22 protein-coding genes are annotated in these 21,655 nt (G+C 70.6%); 11 read left to right on the forward strand and 11 right to left on the reverse strand.

Annotated elements, in window-relative coordinates; translation table 11 throughout:
- The first annotated feature begins 63 nt into the window (after positions 1 to 63).
- The 3 genes from ACFQW6_RS12855 to ACFQW6_RS12865 are packed head-to-tail and all read left to right on the forward strand — an operon-like array spanning position 64 to position 3,063.
- Positions 64 to 1,056, forward strand: a complete 993-nt coding sequence (locus ACFQW6_RS12855; protein ID WP_378545575.1) for a tripartite tricarboxylate transporter substrate-binding protein — start codon at positions 64 to 66, stop codon at positions 1,054 to 1,056.
- The gene (locus ACFQW6_RS12860) at positions 1,053 to 1,562 is read left to right on the forward strand and encodes a tripartite tricarboxylate transporter TctB family protein (RefSeq protein ID WP_378545578.1); all 510 of its coding nucleotides are present in this window, start codon (positions 1,053 to 1,055) and stop codon (positions 1,560 to 1,562) included. Before ACFQW6_RS12855 ends, ACFQW6_RS12860 begins: the two co-directional genes overlap by 4 nt.
- A 1-nt stretch (position 1,563) precedes the next feature.
- On the forward strand, positions 1,564 to 3,063 hold the full coding sequence (locus ACFQW6_RS12865; RefSeq protein ID WP_378545581.1) for a tripartite tricarboxylate transporter permease: 1,500 nt from the start codon (positions 1,564 to 1,566) through the stop codon (positions 3,061 to 3,063).
- 69 nt (positions 3,064 to 3,132) lie between these two features.
- Here the strand turns inward: ACFQW6_RS12865 and ACFQW6_RS12870 are convergent, their stop codons facing one another.
- From ACFQW6_RS12870 to ACFQW6_RS12880, 3 genes are read right to left on the reverse strand one after another with little or no spacing between them, the layout of a single operon-like run.
- Positions 3,133 to 3,828 (reverse strand): response regulator, encoded by a 696-nt coding sequence (locus ACFQW6_RS12870; RefSeq protein ID WP_378545584.1) that lies wholly within the window; start codon positions 3,826 to 3,828, stop codon positions 3,133 to 3,135.
- Complete coding sequence (locus ACFQW6_RS12875) at positions 3,825 to 5,462, reverse strand: ATP-binding protein (RefSeq protein WP_378545587.1); 1,638 nt, start codon at positions 5,460 to 5,462, stop codon at positions 3,825 to 3,827. Before ACFQW6_RS12875 ends, ACFQW6_RS12870 begins: the two co-directional genes overlap by 4 nt.
- A gap of 50 nt (positions 5,463 to 5,512) precedes the next feature.
- Positions 5,513 to 6,925, reverse strand: a complete 1,413-nt coding sequence (locus ACFQW6_RS12880; protein WP_378545590.1) for an alpha/beta hydrolase family protein — start codon at positions 6,923 to 6,925, stop codon at positions 5,513 to 5,515.
- 104 nt (positions 6,926 to 7,029) lie between these two features.
- On the opposite strand from ACFQW6_RS12880, the gene ACFQW6_RS12885 reads away from it, so the two are divergent.
- Entirely contained in the window at positions 7,030 to 7,737 is a 708-nt protein-coding gene (locus ACFQW6_RS12885) for an EcsC family protein (protein WP_378545593.1), read from the forward strand.
- On the opposite strand, the gene ACFQW6_RS12890 is transcribed toward ACFQW6_RS12885, so the two are convergent.
- Genes ACFQW6_RS12890 through ACFQW6_RS12900 form a run of 3 tightly spaced genes read right to left on the reverse strand, consistent with a single transcriptional unit; the run spans position 7,658 to position 10,227 of the window.
- Positions 7,658 to 8,824 carry a glycosyltransferase 87 family protein gene (locus ACFQW6_RS12890; protein WP_378545596.1) on the reverse strand — a complete coding sequence of 389 codons (1,167 nt, stop codon included), beginning with the start codon at positions 8,822 to 8,824 and terminating at the stop codon, positions 7,658 to 7,660. The genes ACFQW6_RS12885 and ACFQW6_RS12890 overlap by 80 nt on opposite strands.
- 9 nt (positions 8,825 to 8,833) lie before the next feature.
- Complete coding sequence (locus tag ACFQW6_RS12895) at positions 8,834 to 9,631, reverse strand: polyphosphate polymerase domain-containing protein (RefSeq protein ID WP_378545599.1); 798 nt, start codon at positions 9,629 to 9,631, stop codon at positions 8,834 to 8,836.
- Complete coding sequence (locus ACFQW6_RS12900; RefSeq protein WP_378545602.1) at positions 9,628 to 10,227, reverse strand: DUF4956 domain-containing protein; 600 nt, start codon at positions 10,225 to 10,227, stop codon at positions 9,628 to 9,630. Before ACFQW6_RS12900 ends, ACFQW6_RS12895 begins: the two co-directional genes overlap by 4 nt.
- A 164-nt stretch (positions 10,228 to 10,391) precedes the next feature.
- Here ACFQW6_RS12900 and ACFQW6_RS12905 point away from each other — a divergent pair, with 164 nt between their 5' ends.
- The 3 genes from ACFQW6_RS12905 (at position 10,392) to ACFQW6_RS12915 (ending at position 12,477) form a co-directional block, all read left to right on the forward strand.
- Positions 10,392 to 10,751, forward strand: a complete 360-nt coding sequence (locus ACFQW6_RS12905; RefSeq protein ID WP_378545605.1) for a hypothetical protein — start codon at positions 10,392 to 10,394, stop codon at positions 10,749 to 10,751.
- Entirely contained in the window at positions 10,748 to 11,152 is a 405-nt protein-coding gene (locus ACFQW6_RS12910) for a hypothetical protein (RefSeq protein ID WP_378545608.1), read from the forward strand. The genes ACFQW6_RS12905 and ACFQW6_RS12910 overlap by 4 nt, the downstream gene beginning before the upstream one ends.
- Before the next feature lie 65 nt (positions 11,153 to 11,217).
- A complete protein-coding gene (locus ACFQW6_RS12915; RefSeq protein WP_378545611.1) occupies positions 11,218 to 12,477 on the forward strand; it encodes a sulfatase in 1,260 nt (419 codons plus the stop codon).
- 12 nt (positions 12,478 to 12,489) lie between these two features.
- Here ACFQW6_RS12915 and serA read toward each other — a convergent pair whose 3' ends face one another.
- On the reverse strand, positions 12,490 to 13,683 hold the full coding sequence (gene serA, locus ACFQW6_RS12920; RefSeq protein ID WP_378545614.1) for a phosphoglycerate dehydrogenase: 1,194 nt from the start codon (positions 13,681 to 13,683) through the stop codon (positions 12,490 to 12,492).
- Between the two features lie 60 nt (positions 13,684 to 13,743).
- Positions 13,744 to 14,211 (reverse strand): hypothetical protein, encoded by a 468-nt coding sequence (locus ACFQW6_RS12925; RefSeq protein WP_378545617.1) that lies wholly within the window; start codon positions 14,209 to 14,211, stop codon positions 13,744 to 13,746.
- Between the two features lie 91 nt (positions 14,212 to 14,302).
- On the opposite strand from ACFQW6_RS12925, the gene ACFQW6_RS12930 reads away from it, so the two are divergent.
- Entirely contained in the window at positions 14,303 to 14,617 is a 315-nt protein-coding gene (locus ACFQW6_RS12930) for a hypothetical protein (protein ID WP_378545620.1), read from the forward strand.
- A 26-nt stretch (positions 14,618 to 14,643) separates the two neighbouring features.
- On the opposite strand, the gene ACFQW6_RS12935 is transcribed toward ACFQW6_RS12930, so the two are convergent.
- The gene (locus ACFQW6_RS12935) at positions 14,644 to 14,901 is read right to left on the reverse strand and encodes a hypothetical protein (protein ID WP_378545623.1); all 258 of its coding nucleotides are present in this window, start codon (positions 14,899 to 14,901) and stop codon (positions 14,644 to 14,646) included.
- Between the two features lie 246 nt (positions 14,902 to 15,147).
- The gene (locus ACFQW6_RS12940) at positions 15,148 to 15,513 is read right to left on the reverse strand and encodes a PH domain-containing protein (protein WP_378545626.1); all 366 of its coding nucleotides are present in this window, start codon (positions 15,511 to 15,513) and stop codon (positions 15,148 to 15,150) included.
- A 520-nt stretch (positions 15,514 to 16,033) separates the two neighbouring features.
- Here ACFQW6_RS12940 and ACFQW6_RS12945 point away from each other — a divergent pair.
- From ACFQW6_RS12945 to ACFQW6_RS12955, 3 genes are all read left to right on the forward strand, one after another.
- On the forward strand, positions 16,034 to 16,585 hold the full coding sequence (locus ACFQW6_RS12945) for a SigE family RNA polymerase sigma factor (RefSeq protein WP_378545629.1): 552 nt from the start codon (positions 16,034 to 16,036) through the stop codon (positions 16,583 to 16,585).
- Complete coding sequence (locus ACFQW6_RS12950) at positions 16,582 to 17,781, forward strand: hypothetical protein (protein ID WP_378545632.1); 1,200 nt, start codon at positions 16,582 to 16,584, stop codon at positions 17,779 to 17,781. Before ACFQW6_RS12945 ends, ACFQW6_RS12950 begins: the two co-directional genes overlap by 4 nt.
- A gap of 228 nt (positions 17,782 to 18,009) precedes the next feature.
- Positions 18,010 to 19,440 carry a trypsin-like peptidase domain-containing protein gene (locus ACFQW6_RS12955; protein ID WP_378545635.1) on the forward strand — a complete coding sequence of 477 codons (1,431 nt, stop codon included), beginning with the start codon at positions 18,010 to 18,012 and terminating at the stop codon, positions 19,438 to 19,440.
- A gap of 307 nt (positions 19,441 to 19,747) precedes the next feature.
- Here ACFQW6_RS12955 and ACFQW6_RS12960 read toward each other — a convergent pair whose 3' ends face one another.
- Complete coding sequence (locus ACFQW6_RS12960; RefSeq protein ID WP_378545638.1) at positions 19,748 to 20,770, reverse strand: M14 family zinc carboxypeptidase; 1,023 nt, start codon at positions 20,768 to 20,770, stop codon at positions 19,748 to 19,750.
- Between the last annotated feature and the right edge of the window lie 885 nt (positions 20,771 to 21,655).

Consider the following 21,655-nt stretch of genomic DNA (forward strand, 5'->3'; position numbering starts at 1 on the left):
GTGACCCGGGGCCCGCGGGTGGAGAGTGTGACGGAGGACACACCCCCCGACGAAGGAGCTCCCATGCACCGGCGCACCCCCCTGGCCACCCTCGCCTGCCTGTCGCTGTTGACGCTCGCCGCGTGCGGCGGCGGCGAGGCCGACCCGGCGGACTACCCCGACGACGACATCACCTTCGTGGTGCCGTTCGCAGCCGGCGGACCGACCGACACCGTCACCCGCCTCATCGCCGAGCCGATGGCCGAGGAGCTCGGCGGAGAGATCGTCGTCCAGAACGTCGAGGGCGCCGGTGGCACCGTCGCGGCCGGCCAGGTCGCCGACGCCGACCCCGACGGCTACGAGGTGCTGATCCACCACATCGGCATGTCGACGGCCCCCGCCCTCTACCCCGACCTGGCGTACGACCCGCTGGAGGACTTCAAGACCGTCGGCCTGGTCACCGACGTCCCGATGACGATCGTCGCCCGCAGCGACTTCGAGCCCGAGACGCTCGAGGAGCTCGGGACCTACGTCGAGGAGAACGCCGACACGGTCACCCTCGCCAACGCCGGAGTCGGCGCGGCCTCGCAGCTCTGCGGCCTCCTCATCGAGCAGCAGCTCGGCGTGGACCTCACCGAGGTGCCCTACGACGGCACCGGACCTGCGCTGACCGACCTCGTCGGTGGCCAGGTCGACTTCATGTGCGACCAGACCACCAACACCGTCGCGCAGATCCAGTCCGGTGACATCAAGGCGTACGCCGTCACCAACCCGGAACCGATCGAGGCGCTGCCGGACCTGCCGACGACCGCCGAGGCGGGCTGGCCCGAGGTCGAGGTCGGCGTGTGGCACGGCCTCTACGTCCCGGCCGAGACGCCCGACGAGATCGTCGAGAAGCTGACCGCGGCTCTCGAGGTGGCACTGAAGGACCAGGACGTCATCGACAAGATGGCCGACCTCGGCACCACCCCCGTCCCGACCGAGGACGTGACCCCGGACGCCCACACGGCCAAGCTGGAGGAGCAGATCGACCTGTGGACGCCGATCATCGAGGAGTCCGGAGTCACCGGCGGATGAGCACCGACTCCTCCCTCGCGGACGGCGCCGGGCACCGCCCGGCGCCGTTCCGGCCGGACCTCCTGGCGGGAAGCACGTTCATCCTGTTCGGCCTCGCGTTCGCGATCGGGGGCTCGCGGTACGACGTCGGATCGGCGTTGCGGATGGGCTCGGGCTACGTCCCGCTGGCGCTCGGGGGCATGCTGGTCGTCCTGGGGCTGCTCGTCCTCGTGATGGCGTTCCGCGGCGGCGACCCGGTGATCCGCGACGTCGTACGACCGCCCGTCCCGTGGCGTCGCGGTGGCCTGCTTGTCGCGGCGATCCTGTTCTTCGGGTTCTTCGTGCCGGGCCTCGGTCTCGGTCCGACGCTGTTCGTGACGACCTTCATCGCCGCGATGGCCGGGCACGGCACCAGTCCCCTCAAGGCCGCCCTGACCTCAGCGGGCATCACCGCTCTGTGCCTCGTCGTCTTCGTCGCGCTGCTGCAGCTCCGGCTACCGGTGCTCGGCGAGTGGCTGGGGGGCTGACGTGGACGGCATCCTCCTCGGCCTCGAGACGGCGCTCCAGCCCTCCAACATCCTCATCTGCCTGCTCGGGGTCACCCTCGGCACAGCGGTGGGCGTGCTGCCCGGCATCGGGCCGACCGCGACCGTGGCGCTGCTGCTCCCGATCACCTTCGAGTTCGACGCGGTCGCCTCGCTGATCATGCTCGCCGGCATCTACTACGGCGCGCAGTACGGCGGCTCGACGACGGCCATCCTGCTCAACCTGCCGGGCGAGTCGTCCTCGGTGGTGACGGCCCTCGACGGCCACCAGATGGCCCGGCAGGGGCGGGCCGGGCCAGCCCTTGCGACGGCGGCCCTCGGATCGTTCTTCGCCGGGACCGTGGGCACGATCGTCCTCGCCGCCTTCGCCCCACCGCTGGCGGAGCTGGCGCTGCAGTTCGGGCCGGCTGACTACTTCGCGATCGTCGTCCTCGGCCTCATCGCGAGCGTCGCACTCGCCAGCGGCTCGACGGTCAAGGCGCTCGCGATGATCGTCCTCGGCCTGCTGCTCGGCACGATCGGGCAGGACCAGTTCACCGGCGTCCCGCGCTTCACCTTCGGGGTCCGCGAGCTCTACGGCGGCCTGGACTTCGTGTCGCTCGCGGTCGGGCTGTTCGGCGTGGCGGAGATCATCCGCAACCTCGAGTCGCGGCAGTCCGCCGCGATCGTGACGAAGAAGGTCGAGGGGCTCTGGCTGAGCAAGGACGACTTCCGGCGCATCCGCAACCCGGTCCTGCGGGGCACGGCGCTGGGATCGGTGCTCGGGGTGCTGCCCGGCGGCGGGCACGTGCTGGCCAGCTTCACGTCGTACTCGGTGGAGAAGAACCTGTCGAAGGACCCGAAGAAGTTCGGCACCGGCGTCATCGAGGGTGTCGCGGCGCCGGAGTCGGCGAACAACGCAGCGGCGCAGACGTCGTTCATCCCGCTGCTGTCGCTCGGGCTGCCGGCGCACCCGGTCATGGCGCTGCTCGTCGGCGCCTTCATCATCCAGGGCATCACCCCAGGGCCCAACGTCATCAACGACGAGCCCGAGCTGGTATGGGGCCTGATCGCCTCGATGTGGGTGGGCAACCTGCTGCTGGTCATGCTCAACCTGCCGCTCATCGGCGTCTGGGTGAAGATGCTGTCGGTCCCCTACGAGGTGATGTTCCCGGCGATCATCGCGTTCGCCTCGATCGGCTGCTACTCCCTCGGGCTCAACTCGTGGGACGTCTTCGCCATCGCGGGGGCCGGTGTCGTGGGCTACTTCCTCATCCGGTGGGGCTGTGAGGCCGCGCCGCTGCTGCTCGCCTTCGTGCTCGGGCCGCTGCTGGAGGAGAACCTCCGCCGCGCGATGATCATCAGCCGGGGCGACCCGACGGTCTTCATGACCCGGCCGATCTCCGCGTCGCTGCTGATCCTCGCCGCGCTGATCATCGTGGTCGCGGTGCTGCCGTCCGTACGCCGCAAGCGCGAGGTCGTCTTCCAGGGCGAGGACGACTGAGCCGGCCTCCGAGCGGTGAGTGAGACAGGTTCTGGTCGCCAGGAACATGTCTCACTCACCGCTCGTGCGTCACTGGCTGGAGGAAGAGTGCTGCCAGCGGTACTCGACCTCCGGCCGCCCGCTGCCCCCGTAGCGGAGCGACCGGGCGGCGACCCCGATGTCGGCGAGGTGCTCGAGGTAGCGCCGGGCGGTGACGCGCGAGCTCTCCAGCTTCTCCGCGAGCTCGCGCGCGGACAGCACGCCGGGCGGTGTGCGGAGGTGGTCCATCGCCTCGTGCAGCCGCTCCGCGGTGAGCCCCTTGGGGAGGGCGCCGTCGGAGGTGGCGACGCGCAGCGAGCCGAGCATGCGGTCGACCTCGTCCTGCATCACCTGCTCGGGGGCGTCGCCGAGCTGCCGGCGGTAGTCGGCGTACTGCTCGAGCTTGGCTCGGAACATCGGGAACGTGAACGGCTTGAGCAGGTAGAGCACGACGCCGTGGGCGACGGCGCGGCGCACCATCTCGGCGTCGCGTGCCGACGTGACCGCGATGACGTCGCACATCGTGCCGCCGGCGCGCAGGTTGCGGAGCAGGCCGAGCCCGTGGCCGTCGGGGAGGTACATGTCGAGCAGCACCAGGTCGACCTCGCGGTCGCCGAGCATGCGGGCGGCCTCGGTCGCGGAGTGCGCGACGCCGACGACGTCGAAGCCCGCGACGCGTCGGGTGTACTCCGCGTGCGCCTCCGCGACGAGCGGCTCGTCCTCGACGACCAGCACCCGGACGCTCACGAGGGCACCGCCGCGGTCTCCGGCTCGGGCTCACGACCGAGCACGACGACCATCTCGGCGCCGCCGAGCTCGGACCGGCCGACCCGCACCCCGCCGTCGAGGCGCCGGGCGACCTGCGAGACGAGGGCGAGCCCCACGCCGTGCGCGTCTCCGGCGTCGGCCTTCGTGGTCCAGCCGCGCTCGAGGGCGTGGGCGGCCTCCTCCGGGGTGAGCCCGGGTCCGCTGTCGCCGACGACGAGCCGCGTGTGGTCGGGCGAACCCTCGAGGTGCACGACGATGCGGCGATCGGCGGTGCCGGCGACGGCATCGATCGCGTTGTCGACGAGGTTGCCGAGGACGGTGACGAGGTCGCGCGGCGAGCCGACGGCGACCGACGACGCCGGCAGCTCGCCGGTGACGGTGAGCGAGATGCCGCGCTCGGCGGCCTCCGCGGACTTGCCGAGCAGCAGCGCCGCGACGACCGGGTCGCCCACTGCCCCGACGACGCGGTCGGTCAGCATCTGCGCGACCTTCAGCTCGTCGGTGACGAAGTCGATGGCCTCCTCGGTGCGGCCGATCTCGATGAGGGAGACCACGGTGTGCAGCCGGTTGGCGGCCTCGTGGGTCTGTGCGCGCAGCGACTCGGTCAGGCCACGGACGGTGTCGAGTTCGCCGGTGACGGCCTGCAGCTCGGTGTGGTCGCGCAGGGTGACCACCGCGCCGACCTCCCTGCCGTCCCAGAAGGCGGCGCTGGAGCTGGCGACCAGGACGTGCTCGCCGGTCACGTAGACCTCGTCGGCACCGCGCTCGCCGGACGCCGCCTCGACGAGCGCCGGCGGCAGGCCGAGGTCGTCGAGCGAGCGGCCGACCACGTCGTCGGGCAGGCTGAGCAGCCGGCGCGCCTCGTCGTTGACGAGCTGGACCCGGCCGTCGAGGTCGATGAGCAGCAGTCCCTCGCGGACGGCGTGCAGGACCGCGCTGTAGTACTCGTACATCCGCGTGATCTCGCGCTCGCCCATGCCGTGGGTCTGGCGTCGTAGCCGTCGCGCGATCAGCCAGGCCCCGACAATCCCGACGATCAGGACGACTGCCGCGGCGACGACGATGTCGGTGAACTCGTCGACGAGCAGGTCGTCGAGCTGGGTCAGCGTGATCCCGACCGCGACCAGCGCCACCACGGGCGAGCCGTTGTTGGTGTCGGAGGCCGAGCTCGGCCCGAAGACCGGCACGATGGCCCGGATCGACGGGCCCAGCGTGCCGACGTACTCCTCGGTGTAGACCTCGCCGCCGGGTGCCCCACCGAGGTTGCCGATGAAGGCCTTGCCGAGCTGCTCCTCGTTGGGGTGCGACCAGCGGGTGCGGTCGCGGTCCATCACGACGACGAAGTCGACGCCCGTGTCGACCCGCACCGCCTCGGCGTACGGCTGGAGCAGCGCGGTCGGTTCGCTGGTCGCCATCGCCTCGCGGACGACCGGCGAGCGCGCCACCGCCCTCGCGACGGACACCGCCTCGTCCCGGGCGCTGGCCCGGATGTCGTTGCGGGCGTCGTACGTCGCGAGGGCGAGCGCCGTGACGACCAGGACCAGCACCACGATGAGCTGCAGGACCAGCACCTGGCGCGCCACGGACTGCTCGTGGCGAGGTCGCGTCAGCACCGGCTCATCGTAGGTCCGGTCGTGACGCCCCTCACAGGGTCAGACACGGGTCACGGCTCGATCCCGATGCCCGGGGTCCGCGACCAGGCCCGCTCCTGCGCGGCGCTCATCGTCGGCCACCGGTGGCCGCCCGGGCGCGCCTCGACGCGGCTGTCGTACGACGCCGGCTCGAAGGTCGGGTCGAGGAAGCAGCCGCTCCCGTACGTCGTGTCGAAGTTCAGGCAGGAGGCCGCGACGCCGGCGGGCGTCGGCTCCACGCCCGTGTCGACCCACGTGTCCAGCGCGGCGAGCACGGCGGCGTACCCGCTGTTGCTCAGCGAGCTGTGCTCGGACTCGCGGCTGAAGACCTGCACCAACGTGTCGTCGGTGCCGGCGCCCTTGCGGGTCGCGCGGTAGGCCGACTCGTGCTCGACGAAGGCGGTCGGGTCGTCGATGGCGTGCAGGGTCACGGTCGGGACGGTCACGGCCCCGGTGAGGTCGCTGTCCCAGGTGAGGTCCCGCCGGGCGTCCGGGTCGGCCGCGAACCGCTCGACGCCCTGGTTGAGCGCCTCGTCGTCGTGGCTTCCGGAGTAGCGCACGCCGACGTTGCTGAACGGGTTCCGGCCCTCGAGCCGGTGGTGGACGATGTCGCGGAAGGTGAAGGTGGCGAAGCGCAGGTGCGACTCCAAGGTGCGCTCGGGCACCTTCGTGACGGCGAGGATGTCGTCGAGGTTGCGCTGCTGAAGCGCACTCCGGTCGGCCGGGGCGGACTGGAAGCCGGTGCACTCCTGCAGGCGCGAGCGGAGACCGGCCGACGTCATCGTCGAGTCCTCCCGCAGCCCCATCCAGAGCGGGTACTGCGGCTCGGTCGGGCGCGGGTGGTTGCCGCAGTAGTACTGGTAGACGACGCGCAGGTCGACGCGGTAGTCGTAGCCGCGGGAGGCGCCGGCCAGCACGCCGTTGGTGAGCAGCACGCCGTCGTACGACGTCGGGTGCACCTCGACGAGCTTGGCGGCGACGTCACCGCCCCACGACTGGCCGTGGGCGAGCGTCGTGCCGGGCACGCCGAACGTCTCCTCGAAGACCTGGCGGGCGCTCTCGGTGTCGGCGACGGCCATCCGGGTGCCGTAGCCGCCGCGGCGGTAGGCCGAGCCGATCCAGGCGTAGCCCTCGCGGGCCATCACCGCCCAGCGGTCGAGGTCCTCGACGCTGCGGGCGGGGTCGGACGCGTCACCGAGGTCGGGTCCGCCGTGGGCGTGGACGACGAGGTCGCCGTTCCAGTCGTGCGGGACGGCGATGGCGTAGTAGGCGCCGTTGTCGTCCTGGCCGGTCCAGCAGTCGGCGACGTCGGCGACGCCGGCCGGGCAGGCCGACGGCGTCGGGCCGGTTCCGGCGGATGCGGTGACGGGGGCGAGCAGGGCGCCGGCCAGCACGGCGGAGCCGACCGCGGTGGCGGCGCGGGCGAGGGGAGAGCGGTGGGGCATGACGAGCCTCCGGGATGGGGGGACGGACGACCGAGTGCGTCCGGTCCCCCGACGCTAGGAGGGTGTGACGTCCGTCTCACCGTTGTGTTCGTAGTGTTTGCCGCATGGGACTCAAGGACCTCGTCACCCGCGGCCGCTCCGAGGCAGCCACCACCACGTCCGCGCTCGACGCCTCGGGTCACCCGCACCACGACCCCGGCGCCGTCGACCGGATGATCACCATGCTCCTCGACGTCGGCCTCGACGGACGAGGCCCGCTCGACCCGGTCCGCGAGGTCGCCGACGAGGCGCTGCGGAAGGCCGGCGGCGACCGGGAGAAGGCGATCGCCGCGCTGGCCAGGCGCACCACGCTCACCGGCGGCATCGGCGGCTTCGTCACCGGTGTCGGCGGCTGGGTCACGATGCCGATCGCGCTGCCGGTCAACGTCGCGGAGTTCTACCTCCAGGCGGTCCGGATGGTCGGCGCCGTCGCGGTGCTGCGCGGCTACGACGTCGACGACCCGCGGGTGCGGAGCATGATCCTGCTGGTGCTCGTCGGCGCGGATGCCGACGAGGTGCTCAAGAGGGCCGGGATGTCGACCATGAGCAGCCGGGCGACGACGTTCGCCCTCGGGGGCCTGCCGCCCGCGGCGCTGATGATGATCAACAAGGCGGTCGGCTTCCGGCTCATGCGCGGGGTCAGCGAGAAGACGCTCGCCGGCTTCGGCCGCGGCATCCCCCTGGCCGGCGGGCTCATCGGCGGCGGGCTCGACGGCTACATGATGAAGAAGATCGCTGACCACGCGATGAAGGAGCTCCCGACCGCGCCGTGACGGCCAGCCACGCCACGACGCCGAGCGCGGCGAGGACGTAGGCGTTGCCGGGGAGGTGCTCCCACCAGCGCCAGTCGTGCTCCCTGCCCTCCCCCCACGGCAGCCACAGCATCGGCCGGGCGACGAACACCGCCGTCCAGAGCAGTGCCGCGACCCGGCTGCGCTGCCACAGCGCCAGCGCCATCGGCAGGGCCCAGACCCAGTGGTGCGACCAGGACACCGGCGAGGCGAGCAGCATCGCCAGCGCGGCGAGGCAGGCCGCGAGGGCACGATCGCCACGGCGCCACCACTCCCTCGCCACGAGCAGGACGCCTGCCGCGAGCGGGACGGCGACCGCCAGCCAGAGGACCGTCGGCAGTGGTGGTTCGAGCACCCGGGTCAGCGCGCCGGACACCGACTGGTTGTGGTCGAGTGCCGGCGGACCGACGCGGCCGGGGTCGAGCAGCCCGTCCGTCCAGTACGACGCGGCGCCGGGGAAGGCGACCAGCCCGACGATGACCGTGGCCGCGAACGCTGCCGCGGCGCGGGCCGCGGCGGCCCGCTGTCCGACCACCACGAGGAGCACCACGAACACGAGCGGCGTGAGCTTCACCCCGGCCGCGATGCCGATGAGCACCCCCGACCATCGCCGCTCCGGGCGCAGCACGTCGACGAGCACGAGGAGCATCAGGATCGCGTTGACCTGCCCGAAGACGTAGTTCTGCCACACGGGCTCGAGCGCGAGCGCGGCGAGCGACGCCGCGAGCACCCACGGCCACGGGACGGGCCGACCCGACGCACGTCCGGTGAGGACGACGGCCGCTGCCAGGCAGCCCGCCGACAGACCGGTCCACAGCCCGGCCGCCGCCCAGCCGGGCAACACGGCGACCGGCACCATCAGGAGCGCCGCGAAGGGCGGGTAGGTCAGCGGGTACCCGGTGACCGGGTCGTCGTACCGGTAGGCCGGCCACTGGTCGAGCACCGACCGACCGGCGTACCGGTAGACGTGCAGGTCAGGGAACCCGCCGACCAGCGCGCCCACGGTCGCCGCGACGACGACGACCGCCGCGACGGAGGCCACGAGCTGTCTCCCGGGCGGCGACGCCACCGCCTCAGGCTATCGGCCGCCATGCCCCGCCGGGCTTGAGGCGAGGGCCCCTTCGCGGAGGGTCAGGTGGCCGGCGAGGTGGCGGCTGGTGACGCGGTGCCAGCGGTTGCCGGGGAGGTCGGGGGTGAGCAGCGCCAGCCCGGTGCCGTACTTGGAGATCCGGACCGGCCGGTGGCCGAGCTCCCACAGGCGCCGGTCCAGCGGGCCGGGGCGCGGGGTGCCCGACTTGGTCTCGACGACCAGCACGTCGCCGACCTCGGCGGTGCCATGGCCCGACGCCCAGCGCAGGTCGCGGTCGATCGTGGCGCGGCCGGCGCCGCCGGGGAGGAGGAGCGTCGTACGCCGGTAGCTGGTGTGCAGCGTCGCGACGAGCCCGGACGGGTCGACGTCGTGGACGCGCGCGGCACCGAGCCGTTCCCGGACCCACGCGTGGGCGTGGCCGGAGACGTCCGGCGCGTCGTGCGGCAGCCGCTCCTTGACGGTCGCGCCGCGCAGGCCGCGCGTCTTCACCTCCAGCCACCGCTCGCCGGTGTCGGCGTAGACGCGGCTGCGGACCTTCCAGCGGCGCCGGCGGCGGGTCGCCGCGCCGGTCCAGCTGTCGAGGTCGATGGTGTCGAGGTACGTCGACTCGTAGCGCGAGCTGCGGCGGCCGTCGAGCTCGAGCACCCGGAGGCCAGGGATGCCGGTGACCACGGCGTCGAGCTCGCCCGCCGGGACGACGTACTTGCGGTCGGTGCGGGTCAGCAGCTGCGCGACGTCGTTGAGCTCGTCGAGGGAGACGGTCGCGAGGCGGTCGACGGCGGTCATCGCGCGACCGCCGCGACCTCGTGGCGCTCGGCCGCGGGGAGGGCCGGGCGGGGCGCGGCGGCGTAGTGCACCTCGACGGTCGTGGTGTCGTCGACGAGGTCCACGCGGATCGGCGTCACCCGCGTGACGCGCGCGTCGAGGAGCATCTCGAGGCGGGCGAGGAGGTCGCGCTCGTCGGTGACCGCGCTGTCCAGCACGACGACCTGCCGCAGCCCGGTGGCGTGCAGCAGACGGCTGTCGGCGACGGCGAGCACGAGCACCAGGCCGACCATGAGCACGGCCGAAAGAGCCACGTCGCCGGTCCCGAGGCCGCCGAGCAGGCCGATGGCGAGCGCGGCGAAGTAGTAGGCGATCTCGTGCTGGCCGAGCTCGTCGGAGCGCAGCCGGATGATGGAGAGCACGCCGAACAGCCCCAGGCCGAGGCCGACCGTCGCGGCGCTGCTCGCCAGCACGATGGTCACCGCCAGCACGCCGACGTTGACCGCGACGAACGCGGTGACCAGGTCGGCGCGGCGGTGGCGCGGGTAGTAGACGGCGAGGGCGAGCACCAGCACGGCGACGACGTCGACGGCGGCGAGGAGGTAGGTGGGGTTCATCGAGATCCTTCGTCCAGCGGTTCGGGTGCCCCGAGGTTGTCCGGCCCACCTGTCGACGGGCTGCCCCGATCCTGTGACCCGTCTGTGAGGTGCTTCACCGCTGGTCGAGGAAGGCGCGCCGCGCCTGTCACCAGACCCGGGCCCCTCTGGGAGGATCACGACTCGTGGACGGACCCCTGCCCCTGGTGCTGCTCGTGGCCTCGCTGCTCTTCACGGCGGTGGTGCTGGTGTACGTCGCCCTCGACCGCACGCCCGACTGGGGACTGCTCGGCTTCGCCGCCGTGGTCGAGGTGCTCACGCTCGTCCTGCTCGTCGTCGCCGCGGTCCAGGTCGGCGGCGAGGACCTGTCCGGGGGCCGGCTCGTCACGCTGTTCGGCTACCTGGTCGCCGGGCTCGTGCTGCTGCCGATCGGCTTCGCCTGGTCGCTGGCCGAGCGCAGCCGCGGCGCCACGGCCGTGCTGATGATCGCCGGCCTGGCGCAGGCCTTCGTCGTCGTCCGCGTCATGCAGGTGTGGCCGTCGTGAGCCGCGCCGCCGCCTCCACCTCGTCGGGCCTCGGCCGCGCCCTCGTCGCGGTGTACGGCGTCTTCGCCCTCGCCGCGACCGCCCGCTCGCTCGTGCAGCTGGCCACCAAGGCCGGCGAGGCACCGCTGGCGTACGCCCTCTCGGCCCTCGCCGCGCTGGTGTACGTCGCCGCCACCTTCGGCCTCGCCGAGGTCGGCCCCGCTCCCCGCCGGCTGGCCTGGGCGGCCGTCGGCTTCGAGCTCGTCGGCGTGCTCACCGTCGGCACCCTGACCGTGCTCGACCCGGAGCTGTTCCCGGACGCCACCGTGTGGTCGGACTACGGGGCCGGCTACGGGTGGCTGCCGCTGGTGCTGCCGTTCGTCGGGATCGCGTGGCTCTGGCACACGCGGGCGCGCGACTGAGGTGACGACGCTGCGCCCTACCCACGGAGGTAGGCGGGCGTACCGGCGTGCGTAGGGTGGGGCGCGTGACCGACAACGTCCTGTGGATCATCACGGACGACCAGATGCGCTCGACGCTGCGGTCGATGGACCGCACGTGGCGACGGCTGGTCCGCAAGGGCGTGCACTTCCGCCGCGGCTACAGCGCGATGCCGTTGTGCGGGCCGGCGCGCGCCTCGATCCTGACGAGCCGCTACCCCCACAACCATGGGTGCGACAGCAACATGACGCATCCGCCGTTCGTGGCCCAGGGGCACGACCGGGACACGGTCGCGACCAGGATCAAGGCAGCCGGCTACGACACCGGCTACTTCGGGAAGTACATGAACGGGCTCGCCCAGCAACCGACGTACGTCGCCCCGGGCTGGGACCGCTGGGTCGCGTTGCTCGACGGCATGATCGACGACCCCCGGGTCAACGTCGACGGCACCGTCCGGCAGGTCGCCTCCCAGCGCGACTTCGACCGGTTCGCCGCGAAGCGGCTGCGCCGCTTCATCCGTCGCCACCAGGACACTGGACCGTGGTTCGCGGTGTTCGCGCCGACGGCGCCCCACGGCCCCGCCACGCCGAGCCCGGAGCACGCCGACGACTTCGACGACGTCTCGTGGGACCCGCCGGCGTCCAACGAGGCCGACATGAGCGACAAGCCCTCGTGGTTGCAGGACCTGCCGCCCCAGGACCGTCGGCGGATGCGGAAGATCTACGAGGGCAAGCTGGAGGAGCTCCAGGACGTCGACGACCAGGTCGCGAGCGTGCTGGACGTCCTGCGGGGCACCGGCCAGCTCCGGCGGACGTGGATCTTCTTCGTCTCCGACAACGGCTACCTCCTCGGCGAGCACCGGCTCCTGCACAAGTCGCAGCCGTACGAGGAGGCCACGGGCATCCCGTTCGCCGTCCGCGGCCCCGGCGTCGAGCCGCGCTCCGTCGATGCGCTGGTCTCCCAGGTCGACCTGATGCCCACCACGCTCGACGTGGCCGGGCTCGACCCCGACGCCGGGCGCGACCTCGACGGCCGCTCGATGCTCGAGCCGCTGCGGTCCGGCGACTGGTCCGCCTGGCGCCGCCGCCTGCTGGTCGAGAACACGAACCTCGACTGGGCGATGATCCGTGAGGGCTCTCGTGCCTACGTCGAGCACCACGGCACCAGCGAGTGGGAGCTCTACGACCTCGCGAGCGACCCCCACCAGCTCTCGAGCCTGCGTGACACCGACGTCACCGACCTGTCCAGGACGACCGGCGAGCTGTTCAGGTCGCGGGGCCTCGCGCTGCGTGCGCTCGAGGGGTAGGTGCGAGGGGCGTCACCAGGTGCGCACCCACACGCAGTGCTCCGAGCGCCGCAGCTCCTCGATGGCCGCGGCGGACAGGGGCTCCGACGCGTCGGTGACCACATAGCCGAGGTGGTCCCTGGTCGACAGGTGCTGGCCGACCACGTTGTCGCCCGCGTCGGCGAACACCGCGTTCAGGTTGGCGAGGACACCGGGGACGTTGTGGTGGAGGAGGCCCAGCCGGTGCTCACCGTCCAGCGTGGGCGTGAGGACCTGCGGGAGGTTGACCGACAGCGCCGTGCTGCCCTGGAGGGCGAACCCGGCGAGCTTCTCCGCGACGAACCGGCCGATCTCCTCCTGTGCCTCCTGGGTCGATCCACCGACGTGCGGCGTCAGGATGACGTTGTCGAGGCCACGCAGCACGGACTCGAACTCATCTCCCTGGGCCTTCGGCTCGACCGGGAACACGTCGACCGCAGCACCCGCGATGTGCCCGGACAGGACGTGGGCGCGAAGCGAGTCGTAGTCCACCACCATGCCGCGCGAGGCGTTGATGAACAGGGCGCGTGGCTTCATGGCCGCGAACTCGGCGGCACCGAAGAGGCCCGCGTTCCCCGGCCGGCCGTCGACGTGGAGGCTGACGACGTCGGCGGTCTCGAGCAGCTCGGCGAGCGACGCCATCCGGCGGGCGTTGCCGTGGGCGGGACGGTCCGCCTTGTCGTAGAAGACCACCCGCATCCCGAGCGCCTCGGCGACGTTCGACAGCTGGGTGCCGATGTTGCCGTAACCGACGATCCCGAGCGTCCGTCCGCGCACCTCGTGGCTCCCCCGGGCTGACTTGTCCCACACCCCGTCGTGCATCCGCTGGGTCTTCTCCGGCAGCCTCCGGGCCAGCGCGATGATCCCGCCGATCACCAGCTCGACCACGCTGCGCGTGTTGGAGTACGGCGCGTTGAACACCCCGACGCCCCGCTCGGCGGCCGCGACCAGGTCGACCTGGTTCGTGCCGATGCAGAAGCAGCCGATCGCCTCGAGGTCGGGCGCCTCCTTGAGGACCCGCTCGCTCACCGTCGTGTTGGACCGGATCCCCAGCAGCTGGACGCCGTCGAGCGACTCTGCCAGCTCGTCCTCACGCAGGGCGCCCGCGCGCAGCTCCACCTCGTAGCCGCGGGACCGCAGGACGTCCACGGCCGTCGGATGGATGTTCTCCAGGACCAAAGCCTTCATGGCGCCACGGTATGGCAGCGCGGACGGGCGACCGGTGTCGGTCCAGCACGGGGACGCCGGTCAGGTCTCGCCCCCGATGTCGAACTCGTACGCCTCGTAGACGAGGTCGGAGCCCCGCTGGCGGTGCCGGACGAGCCTGCCCAGGAGCGCCGTACCCAGGTCGCGGACCCTGTCGACGTCAGGGATGACTTCTACCGGCCCGACCCGGGCCAGGAGGCTGTCGAGCTGACCGCGGATCAGCACGTGCTCGTGGGTGAGGGTGGCGACGGCCCCGGACAACCGTGGCGAGGCCGCGAGGATCTCGCGGTGCAGCCCGTCGGGCGCCTCCGTGAGGTCGACGTGCTGCCGAAGATCGCCGGCGAGCTCCACCGCGGCGACGTGGACACGTTGGGCCCAGCGATCTCGGTCGCCGACGGCCGGTCCGGCCAACGCGCCCTCCAGCGCGCTCATCGACTCGCGCAGCTCCGCGCGATGGCGCCGCAGCTCCTCCAGGAGATCTGCGTCTGACGTTGTCGCGCTCGGTTCCATCGACCCCTCCGTCCCCGGACCGCGTGACCTACCAGTGTCGCGCGTTCCGGGTCCCTTGGCGATGCCGTCCTCGAGCCCGCACAATCGACGGATGGTCTTGATCGAGGCCGCCCTCGTGATCGGCGTGCTGGGACTGCTCATCTACTGGGTGACGTCGGTCCTGCTGCGCTCCATGAACCAGGGCCCTCAGGTCTCGCCTGCGGGCACCTGGCGCGTCGCGCACCACGACGCCAACGGGGTGACACGCGTGGTGCTCCAGAAGGTCCGCGAGGGGGACACGCGGGTGATCGACGAGCACATGATCGCGTCGGTCCGTGCGGACGATCCCGAGTACGACGCCAAGTTCCTCGCCGCGATGAACGCCGCGCGCCAGCGCCAGGCTCTCTTCGAGGCCGAGGACGGTTGAGATCCGGGACGCGCGGGGCAGGTTGCTCAGTCCCGGGCGTCGCGTCGCTGCTGGAGACGGGCGCGGGCCTCGGGCAGGTATTGCAGGCACGGCGCCTCGGCGTCGGGGTGCTTGGACGTGAGGTGGAGGATCCACCGATCCATCGCGGCCATGTAGCCGTTGTCCTCGCCCGGCCGGCGAGTGCTCCATGCGCGGGTGCCGGTGCCCGGTCGCGGGACCTCACACTGCGTGCACGAGATCGTGTAGGCGAAGGAGTCGTCGGGGCTCACGTCGATGCGGACCACGGCCAGCGCTCCTGCCTCGTCGCTGGCCTTCCTCTGTCGGGCGGAACGGCTGGCGGGCACAGGGACCTCGGTTCGTGCTCGGAGATGGCTGTCCCAGCCTAGGCACCGACCGAGGTGTGCGAGCTGCCGGGCAGCGGGGATGGCGCCGCTGTTGCGGAAGTAGATGCCGCCGCGTGTCACGTGGCTGAGTCGTCGAGGCGGAGCCGTCGCGCTATTGGGCCGGCCGTGAGATTCCGTCCGGACTGCTTACAGGACGTGATCGCCGATGATCTGGCCGAGGATCTTGATGTCCACCGATCCCGCGAACTCAAGCCGGACCTTGCCGAGTCCGCTGAACCACATCTCAAGTTCGCAGTCCCGGTCGAACCTGCCGGCGGTTTCTACCGACCATGCTTGGATCTTGGAGTAGGGCAGCGAGGAGTAGTCGGTCTTCTTGCCAGTGAGCCCCTGGACGTTGACTGCGATGATGCGCTTGCTTGTGAAGTGAACCGAGTCCCGCGCGCCCTTGAAGCTGCGGTACACCTCTTCGCCTTGAACGAGCATGTTCATGACATCCTCGCCCGCTTGCGACGGGCTCAGCTTGACGATGGTGCTGTTCGCGAAGTCGATCATCGGTTCCATCTCTGGTTGTCGGCAGCGGTGCAGGTCGGCTCAGCCTAAGTCGGCTCCGGAGTCGCGTCCGCCCATTGAGGTGACGCCTTGATGATGGCGCTCAGCGATTGACCGTGCGCATGTGAGCACGCAGCGGCCGAGAAGGCGGCCGCGATCGCCCGCCGGGTGGCGCGTGCAGCCAGTGGTTCCTGGGCAATGCGCAACCAACCGACTCCAAGCGCTGCAGCACGCCAAGATGTAGCCAAACCTCGCCACAATCCAGCAGATCCGTAGAAGCCGAAGGTGGACCGACAGGCGGCGGAGGGCCGCACTTGGAGGTGACGCTGGCTGCGGCTTGTGGCGTCTCGTTCGACTGACGCACCCAGTCCTGGCCTGGTCGAGTGGCTGGTCCGTATCACTATGGACACGTCATCCGCCCGGACGGATCCTGAGGGATGGTGAGGGGGCTTTCAACCTCACCGTGCGCTTAACGCGTTCTTACTGTGTGACATCGGCACCGCCGGCGTCGGCGGGAGGCGAAATGGAGTCAGCGGACAAGCGCAGCGGCGACGTTTCCTACAGCGATTTCGTGCAGGACCAGTGGTCGTCCCTCTACCGGACCGCATACCTGCTGACCGGCGACCATCAGCGTGCCGAGGACGTTGCGCAGACGGCTTTGATGAAGGTGTACCTCGCTTGGCCGCGCGTAGGTTCGATGATCCATCCGGCCGCATACGCGCGCAAGGTGATGATCAATGAGCTGACCTCGTGGTGGCGCAGGAGGTCCAACACCGAGTCGCCCACTCTGACGCTGGTGGAGGCAACGCAACCGGCATTCGACGACACGGTGGTCCTCGCCAGTGCCATCTGGGCGGAGGTCCTCGCGCTGGCGCCACGCCAGCGCGCGGTGGTGGTGCTCCGCTACTACGAGGACCGGTCAGAGGCGGAGATCGCGGAACTCCTGGGCATCAGCGCGGGATCGGTGAAGACCCATGCACATCACGCGATGGCCAAGTTGCGTTCGCGTCTGGATCCCTCTCTCGTCGCAGCCTTCGACGATCACAGCTACGACGTCAACGGAGGCACCAGATGAACGTCGAGAACCTGCTCAGCCGGTCCGCGCAGCACGTCGCATCCCAGGTGGCGCCGCCGCCGGTGCCGGACCCGGTCAGCCTCGGAGGGCAGGCGGTGTCGCGGCGCCGCCGTCGGCGTCTCGCTGCCGCGGCCGTTGCGTCGGCGGCGGTCACGGCCGCGGCTGCGGTGCTTGTATGGGCGCCAGCGGAGCAGCGTGCCAGCGAACCCGTCGACGATCCGCCGCTCGAACCCCTCGGCGACGTTGCAGCGTGGGTGGATCAGACCGGCGATGTGCATATCGGTGAGCGCGTGCTGGACCTCCCGAACCCTCCTGAGCGCCAGTACGCCGCGCAACAGGCGGACGTGTGGGCTCGGAAGTTCGCGTTGACCGAGACTGGGGTGGTGTGGCGCGACGTGTCGTTGCCATGGCCGGGCAGCTTCAGGGGCCCCGTGCTGCACCCGGACTCAGCACCATCCGCGCTGTACTGGCAGGGACTCGGGCAACCGCCCGTCGAGCTGGGCGAGGACGAGGCCACCTTCTTCACGGCCGATCCCCTGGGCGACACCGTTGTATGGGTGACGGCCGAGCGGCAGATGGTCACCTATGACGTCGGCGAGCGTCGCGAGATCGACAGCAGGAAGCTGGAGGACGGCACCGAGCTCGCACGGCCGCCCGTCCTGTACGCGGACTATGAACAGGTCGTCTACCGGTCAGCTGGAGCCGTGTGGAGGCTCGACCTGGGCGAGGGGACCACGACCCGTGTCGGGGGGGAAGCCGGAGATGACGTCCTCGACTACACGCCCGAGATTTCTGTCGTCGCGGTCTCACCGGTGTCAGACGGTGGTGGAGCGCGCGCCCTCGGCCAGCTGGAGTTCCGGACCGCTACCCGCACGGTCCTGGCGGAGCCTGGCCGCCTCTTCCGGGAAGGACGGCTGAGCCCCGACGGGCGCTGGTTCGTGACGTCGACGGGCTACGAGTCGGGCCTTCGTACTGTCGTCCTCGACACCGCGACGGGGAAGCGGGTGCGTCTCGGCCTGCCCGATCGGGCGCGGGGGCCCTACCCCGACCCGTGGGGCTGGGCCGGCCACGACGTCCTGATCATCGAGCTTCGGGCACGAGACGGCGATGAGGGAGGGTACTTGTGGGCATGCCGACCCTTCGGTGGCTCATGCGAACCATTGCCCGACCCGGCGGCCGGCGCCTATCCGTGGTGATGGGAGCAAGGTCAGCAGGGCCGGCAAAGCACCGAGCGTCGTTAGGCGTACCGCCCATCGTGGAAGTGCCGTTGTGCCTTTCCCCCAGATGGACCATGACTGTGCGAGTGACGCGATGTTGCCATGCGTTATGCGCGTCAAGCCCTCTGTCGACCATGGCCCATGACCAGGGCTCTTCGTTCGGCTGTCAGCGGCAGGGAATTGACGTTCGGCGCTGACCAGGCTCGCGTGACGATCGGGTCCGCCGACATCGCGGACATTCAGGTTCCCGACGATCGCGTCGAGCCGGTGCACGTCGTGGTCACCCTTGAGGGAGAGGAGTACGTCGCCCAACGCCTGGGCGGTCCCCGCACCATGTACGTCGGGGGGCGCAGCAAGAAGACGGTCCCCATTTCGTCTGTGACTGTGCTCCGGCTTGGAGGGCCGGACGGGGTGGAACTGGTTCTCCAACCGGTGCGCGTTGAGCAGCCCACGGAGCCTCCGTACGTGGCTGCACTTCTGAACCAGCAATCCACCATGACCAAGCGCCTCAGGCGACACATGCTGGGTCTTGTCGGGCTCCTTGTCTTGGTAGTGGGGGTCGGCTGGTTCTCAGGACCAATTGAGGACTTCTCACGCAACCGCCAACTGGAACCGGTGGAGCGCGCCACCGTGAGGCTCGTCGTTCCAGATGCTGACGGCAGCCCCCTATCGTGGGGATCAGGCACGATCATCGACGAGAGCGGTCTCATCCTCACAAATGCTCACGTTGCGGCACCAAGCGCTCCGGGGCTGCAGCTCCGCTACGGCCCGGAGTATCCGCGAACCGACCCGGACTACCTCGAGGTATGGGTTCTTGAGGAAGGGGCGGACGCGGCGGTGCCTGCATACAGGGCTACCCCCGTGGTCGCTGACGGCTGGCTCGACCTGGCCGTCGCCCGTATCGTCAGCGACATCGACGGCGAGCCAATCCCTGACGGCACCTCCTTTCCTACGGCGGACCTCGGCGGTCGCGACGGCCTGAATCGTGGCGACACAGTGCATGTGCTCGGCTACCCGGGGATCGCAGGGGGAAGCGCTCAACGGATATCTAGCGGATCCGTCGCCGCCTGGCAGGACGATGACCGGCTGCCGGGAAGCAGGGACGTCCTAGACACGACAGCGAACATCACGGGCGGCAACTCTGGAGGAGCTCTTATCGATCAGCAGGGCGACCTGGTTGCGGTCCCGATGTCCCGTCGCGATGACACTAGCGGCGCTCCGGTGAGTGCCGGGCTGGCGCGCCCTGTGACCTTCGCAGAACCGTTGATAGAGAGGGCTTTGGAGGGCCAGGCGCAAGGCTTCGCGTCTGAGTTCGTAAGACCCCCGACGGGGCGCGAGAGCGCCGACCTGGTCGGCTGGTCGGTGTGGCAACCGGACGGACAATGCGGGCTACCTAGCGCAACTCCACCGCTCGACGCGCAGCGCGTGTGCGCACACGTAGAGGCGATCAATATGTCGCACGGCCTTGATCTCCTGTTGGAGCTGCCTGAGATGGAGGGCGAGTACGCGACAACACGGATCGATGGTGAGAGACAGCGCGAGGCCGTGTTTGGGCTGGACCTAGCTGCGCCCCTTTACCGCGATCCTGTTGTGCTTCTCCATCTGGGCGGAGGACAGGAGCAACTGGAATTGGAGTAGGGGGCGGAAGGCATGGGCGGTCCGTGAGCCCACCCACCACCTCAAGTGCAGCGCGCGTTTGGAGCCCGGTCTTGAGTTCGAAGGAAGCGCTTGTGGGCGCGGACGACCGACCCTCACCTGCTGCTGCTGTCTGGCAACGGGCAACTGAACAGTAGGCGGCGGAGTGACGCGCTCCTCGGGGGAGCTGACTTCGTGACACCTCGAAGGTAGGACGGTCACGCCACCTGCGTGATGCGGGTGCGGACAATGCGGTGCGGCGACACCCTTGGCGCCGCACCGCATTGTCCGGGCTGCCATCAGGTCCGGTTCACTCCCCGCACGGGCCCTGGGTCGCGAACGGCAGGTCGGCGTAGCCCGAGACGTCGTACGACCCGAGCGAGCCGTTGGCGGCGGCGTTGAGCACTGCCATGGTCGGGATCGTGAAGAGCCGCTCGAGCTGGCCGTTGCTCTTCTGACCCACGGACCGGACCTCGTAGAAGATCGCGCCCTTGGTGGGCGTCTGGGTGACGGGCGTCTCGCCCGCGGGTGCGGTGCCGCCCATCAGCATCCGGCTCAGCGCGGCGTTGGTGATGTCGATGAGCGGATAGTGCGCGACGTTGGCGAGGCCGTACCTGTCGAGGGCGTCGACGCTCACCATCGCCATCTGGCGGTTCGTCAGCCACTGCTCTGCCGTCATCCGGGACGGGGCGATCGACCGGGCGCCGATCTGGAACTGGTTGAGGTCGTTCGTCCCGTTGACGACCGGCGCCTCGCCCATGTGGTGCAGATCGAGCGCCAGCTCGGGGGCAGTCTGGCGCCACAGCTTCCAGAACGCCACCGACTCGGGCTGGGCGAAGTTCTCCCAGTCCCGGTTGAGGTCGATGCGGGTGGGAGTCGTGCTCTGGCGGATGTTCGCCTCCGCGCCGTCCGGGTTGTACATCGGGATCACGATCACCGTGAGGCGCTCACGGATGAGCCGGGCGCGCGGGTCGCCGCTGGCCAGATGGTCGAGGATCTGCAGCACGGCCTCGGTGCTGTGCAGCTCGTTGCCGTGGATGCGGGCATGCAACCAGAACGTGGTCGGCCCGTCTCCCACCGTCGCGTAGAGCAGGTCGCGACCCTCACCGGACGTGCCGGCGGAGGCGACGCTTACCCGCCCCTTGCTGGTGCGCTCGATTCGGTCCAGCTCCTGCACAACGTCGGCGTAGCCCGCAACGCTCGAGAGGCTGGTGTTTTGGTCCGGCTGGATGCACGGCCCGCCGGGGTTGTGGGGCGGGTCCGCAGTAGCAGTGGTGACGGCTCCCAGGCTGGCGATCAGACCAGCTGCGGCTGCGACGAATGACTTCTTCACGCGACGACCTCCTTGTCGTGACAGCCGGCACCGTGGCACCGGCCACGTCCGGCTTCCCTCCCCGAGAGGTCGGTCCAGGACGCCGCATTCGACCCTAGGCCCGGGCGCTTCCGGTGGCAACGGATGTCCTGACGCTCCTAGGGGGGAGGTCGATGAAGGGACGTCAGAGTCAGTCGCAGTGCGCTCGCGGCACCTTCGTCGGCCGTCCGCCCAGCCGCCCCTGTCGAACCTGACCGGACAAGCAGACGCGCTCCGGGTCGACAACCCCGGGCCGCGGGCACTTGGCACACCGACCCACATGCACGGCGATATGACGCACTCGGACAACGTGCGAATTGCGGCGCCGGTGACCGCGCCGCCGGCGCTCGGTCGTCGAAACGGACACACCCATTGAGCGTCGTGCGCAGTCCATGTGCAGGTGTCATGTCAGCGGACGCGGTTCAGGCCGCGGGGGACTGTCTCACGGCATGAAGTCCGTGACCCGTGCACTGGTGGCGGGCCGCGTTCCGCTCTCGGAGTCGGATGTCAGCGCCCGTCCGGGCAGGTGGGTTGCAGCCCTCGGCGTCTTTCCAGTGCGACCGGACCATGAAACACGGCCGGTCCTGCGTTCCGTCGAACGCTCGTGCCGTGACGGGGGTGGTGGTGATAGTGACGACCGCAGCGGCGCCGACCATGGCCACAATGCGGCAAGGGGGGGGTATTCATGACGCTCTCCCTGGGCTTGTCCGCGGCGGGCGCCGGGGGTGTTGATCCCAGAGTTGCGCCGCCGGACCCCCGGTTGACGGCGTCTGACGCAACTCGACAGACGGGTCGTGGACAGGCGCCCCAAGGCGGAGCATCCTGAGTCAAGGACAACGACGGGAGGCCCCGTGGGGGCGCTGCCAC

The organism is Nocardioides sp. GCM10028917 (assembly GCF_042666175.1).
Lineage (GTDB): Bacteria > Actinomycetota > Actinomycetes > Propionibacteriales > Nocardioidaceae > Nocardioides.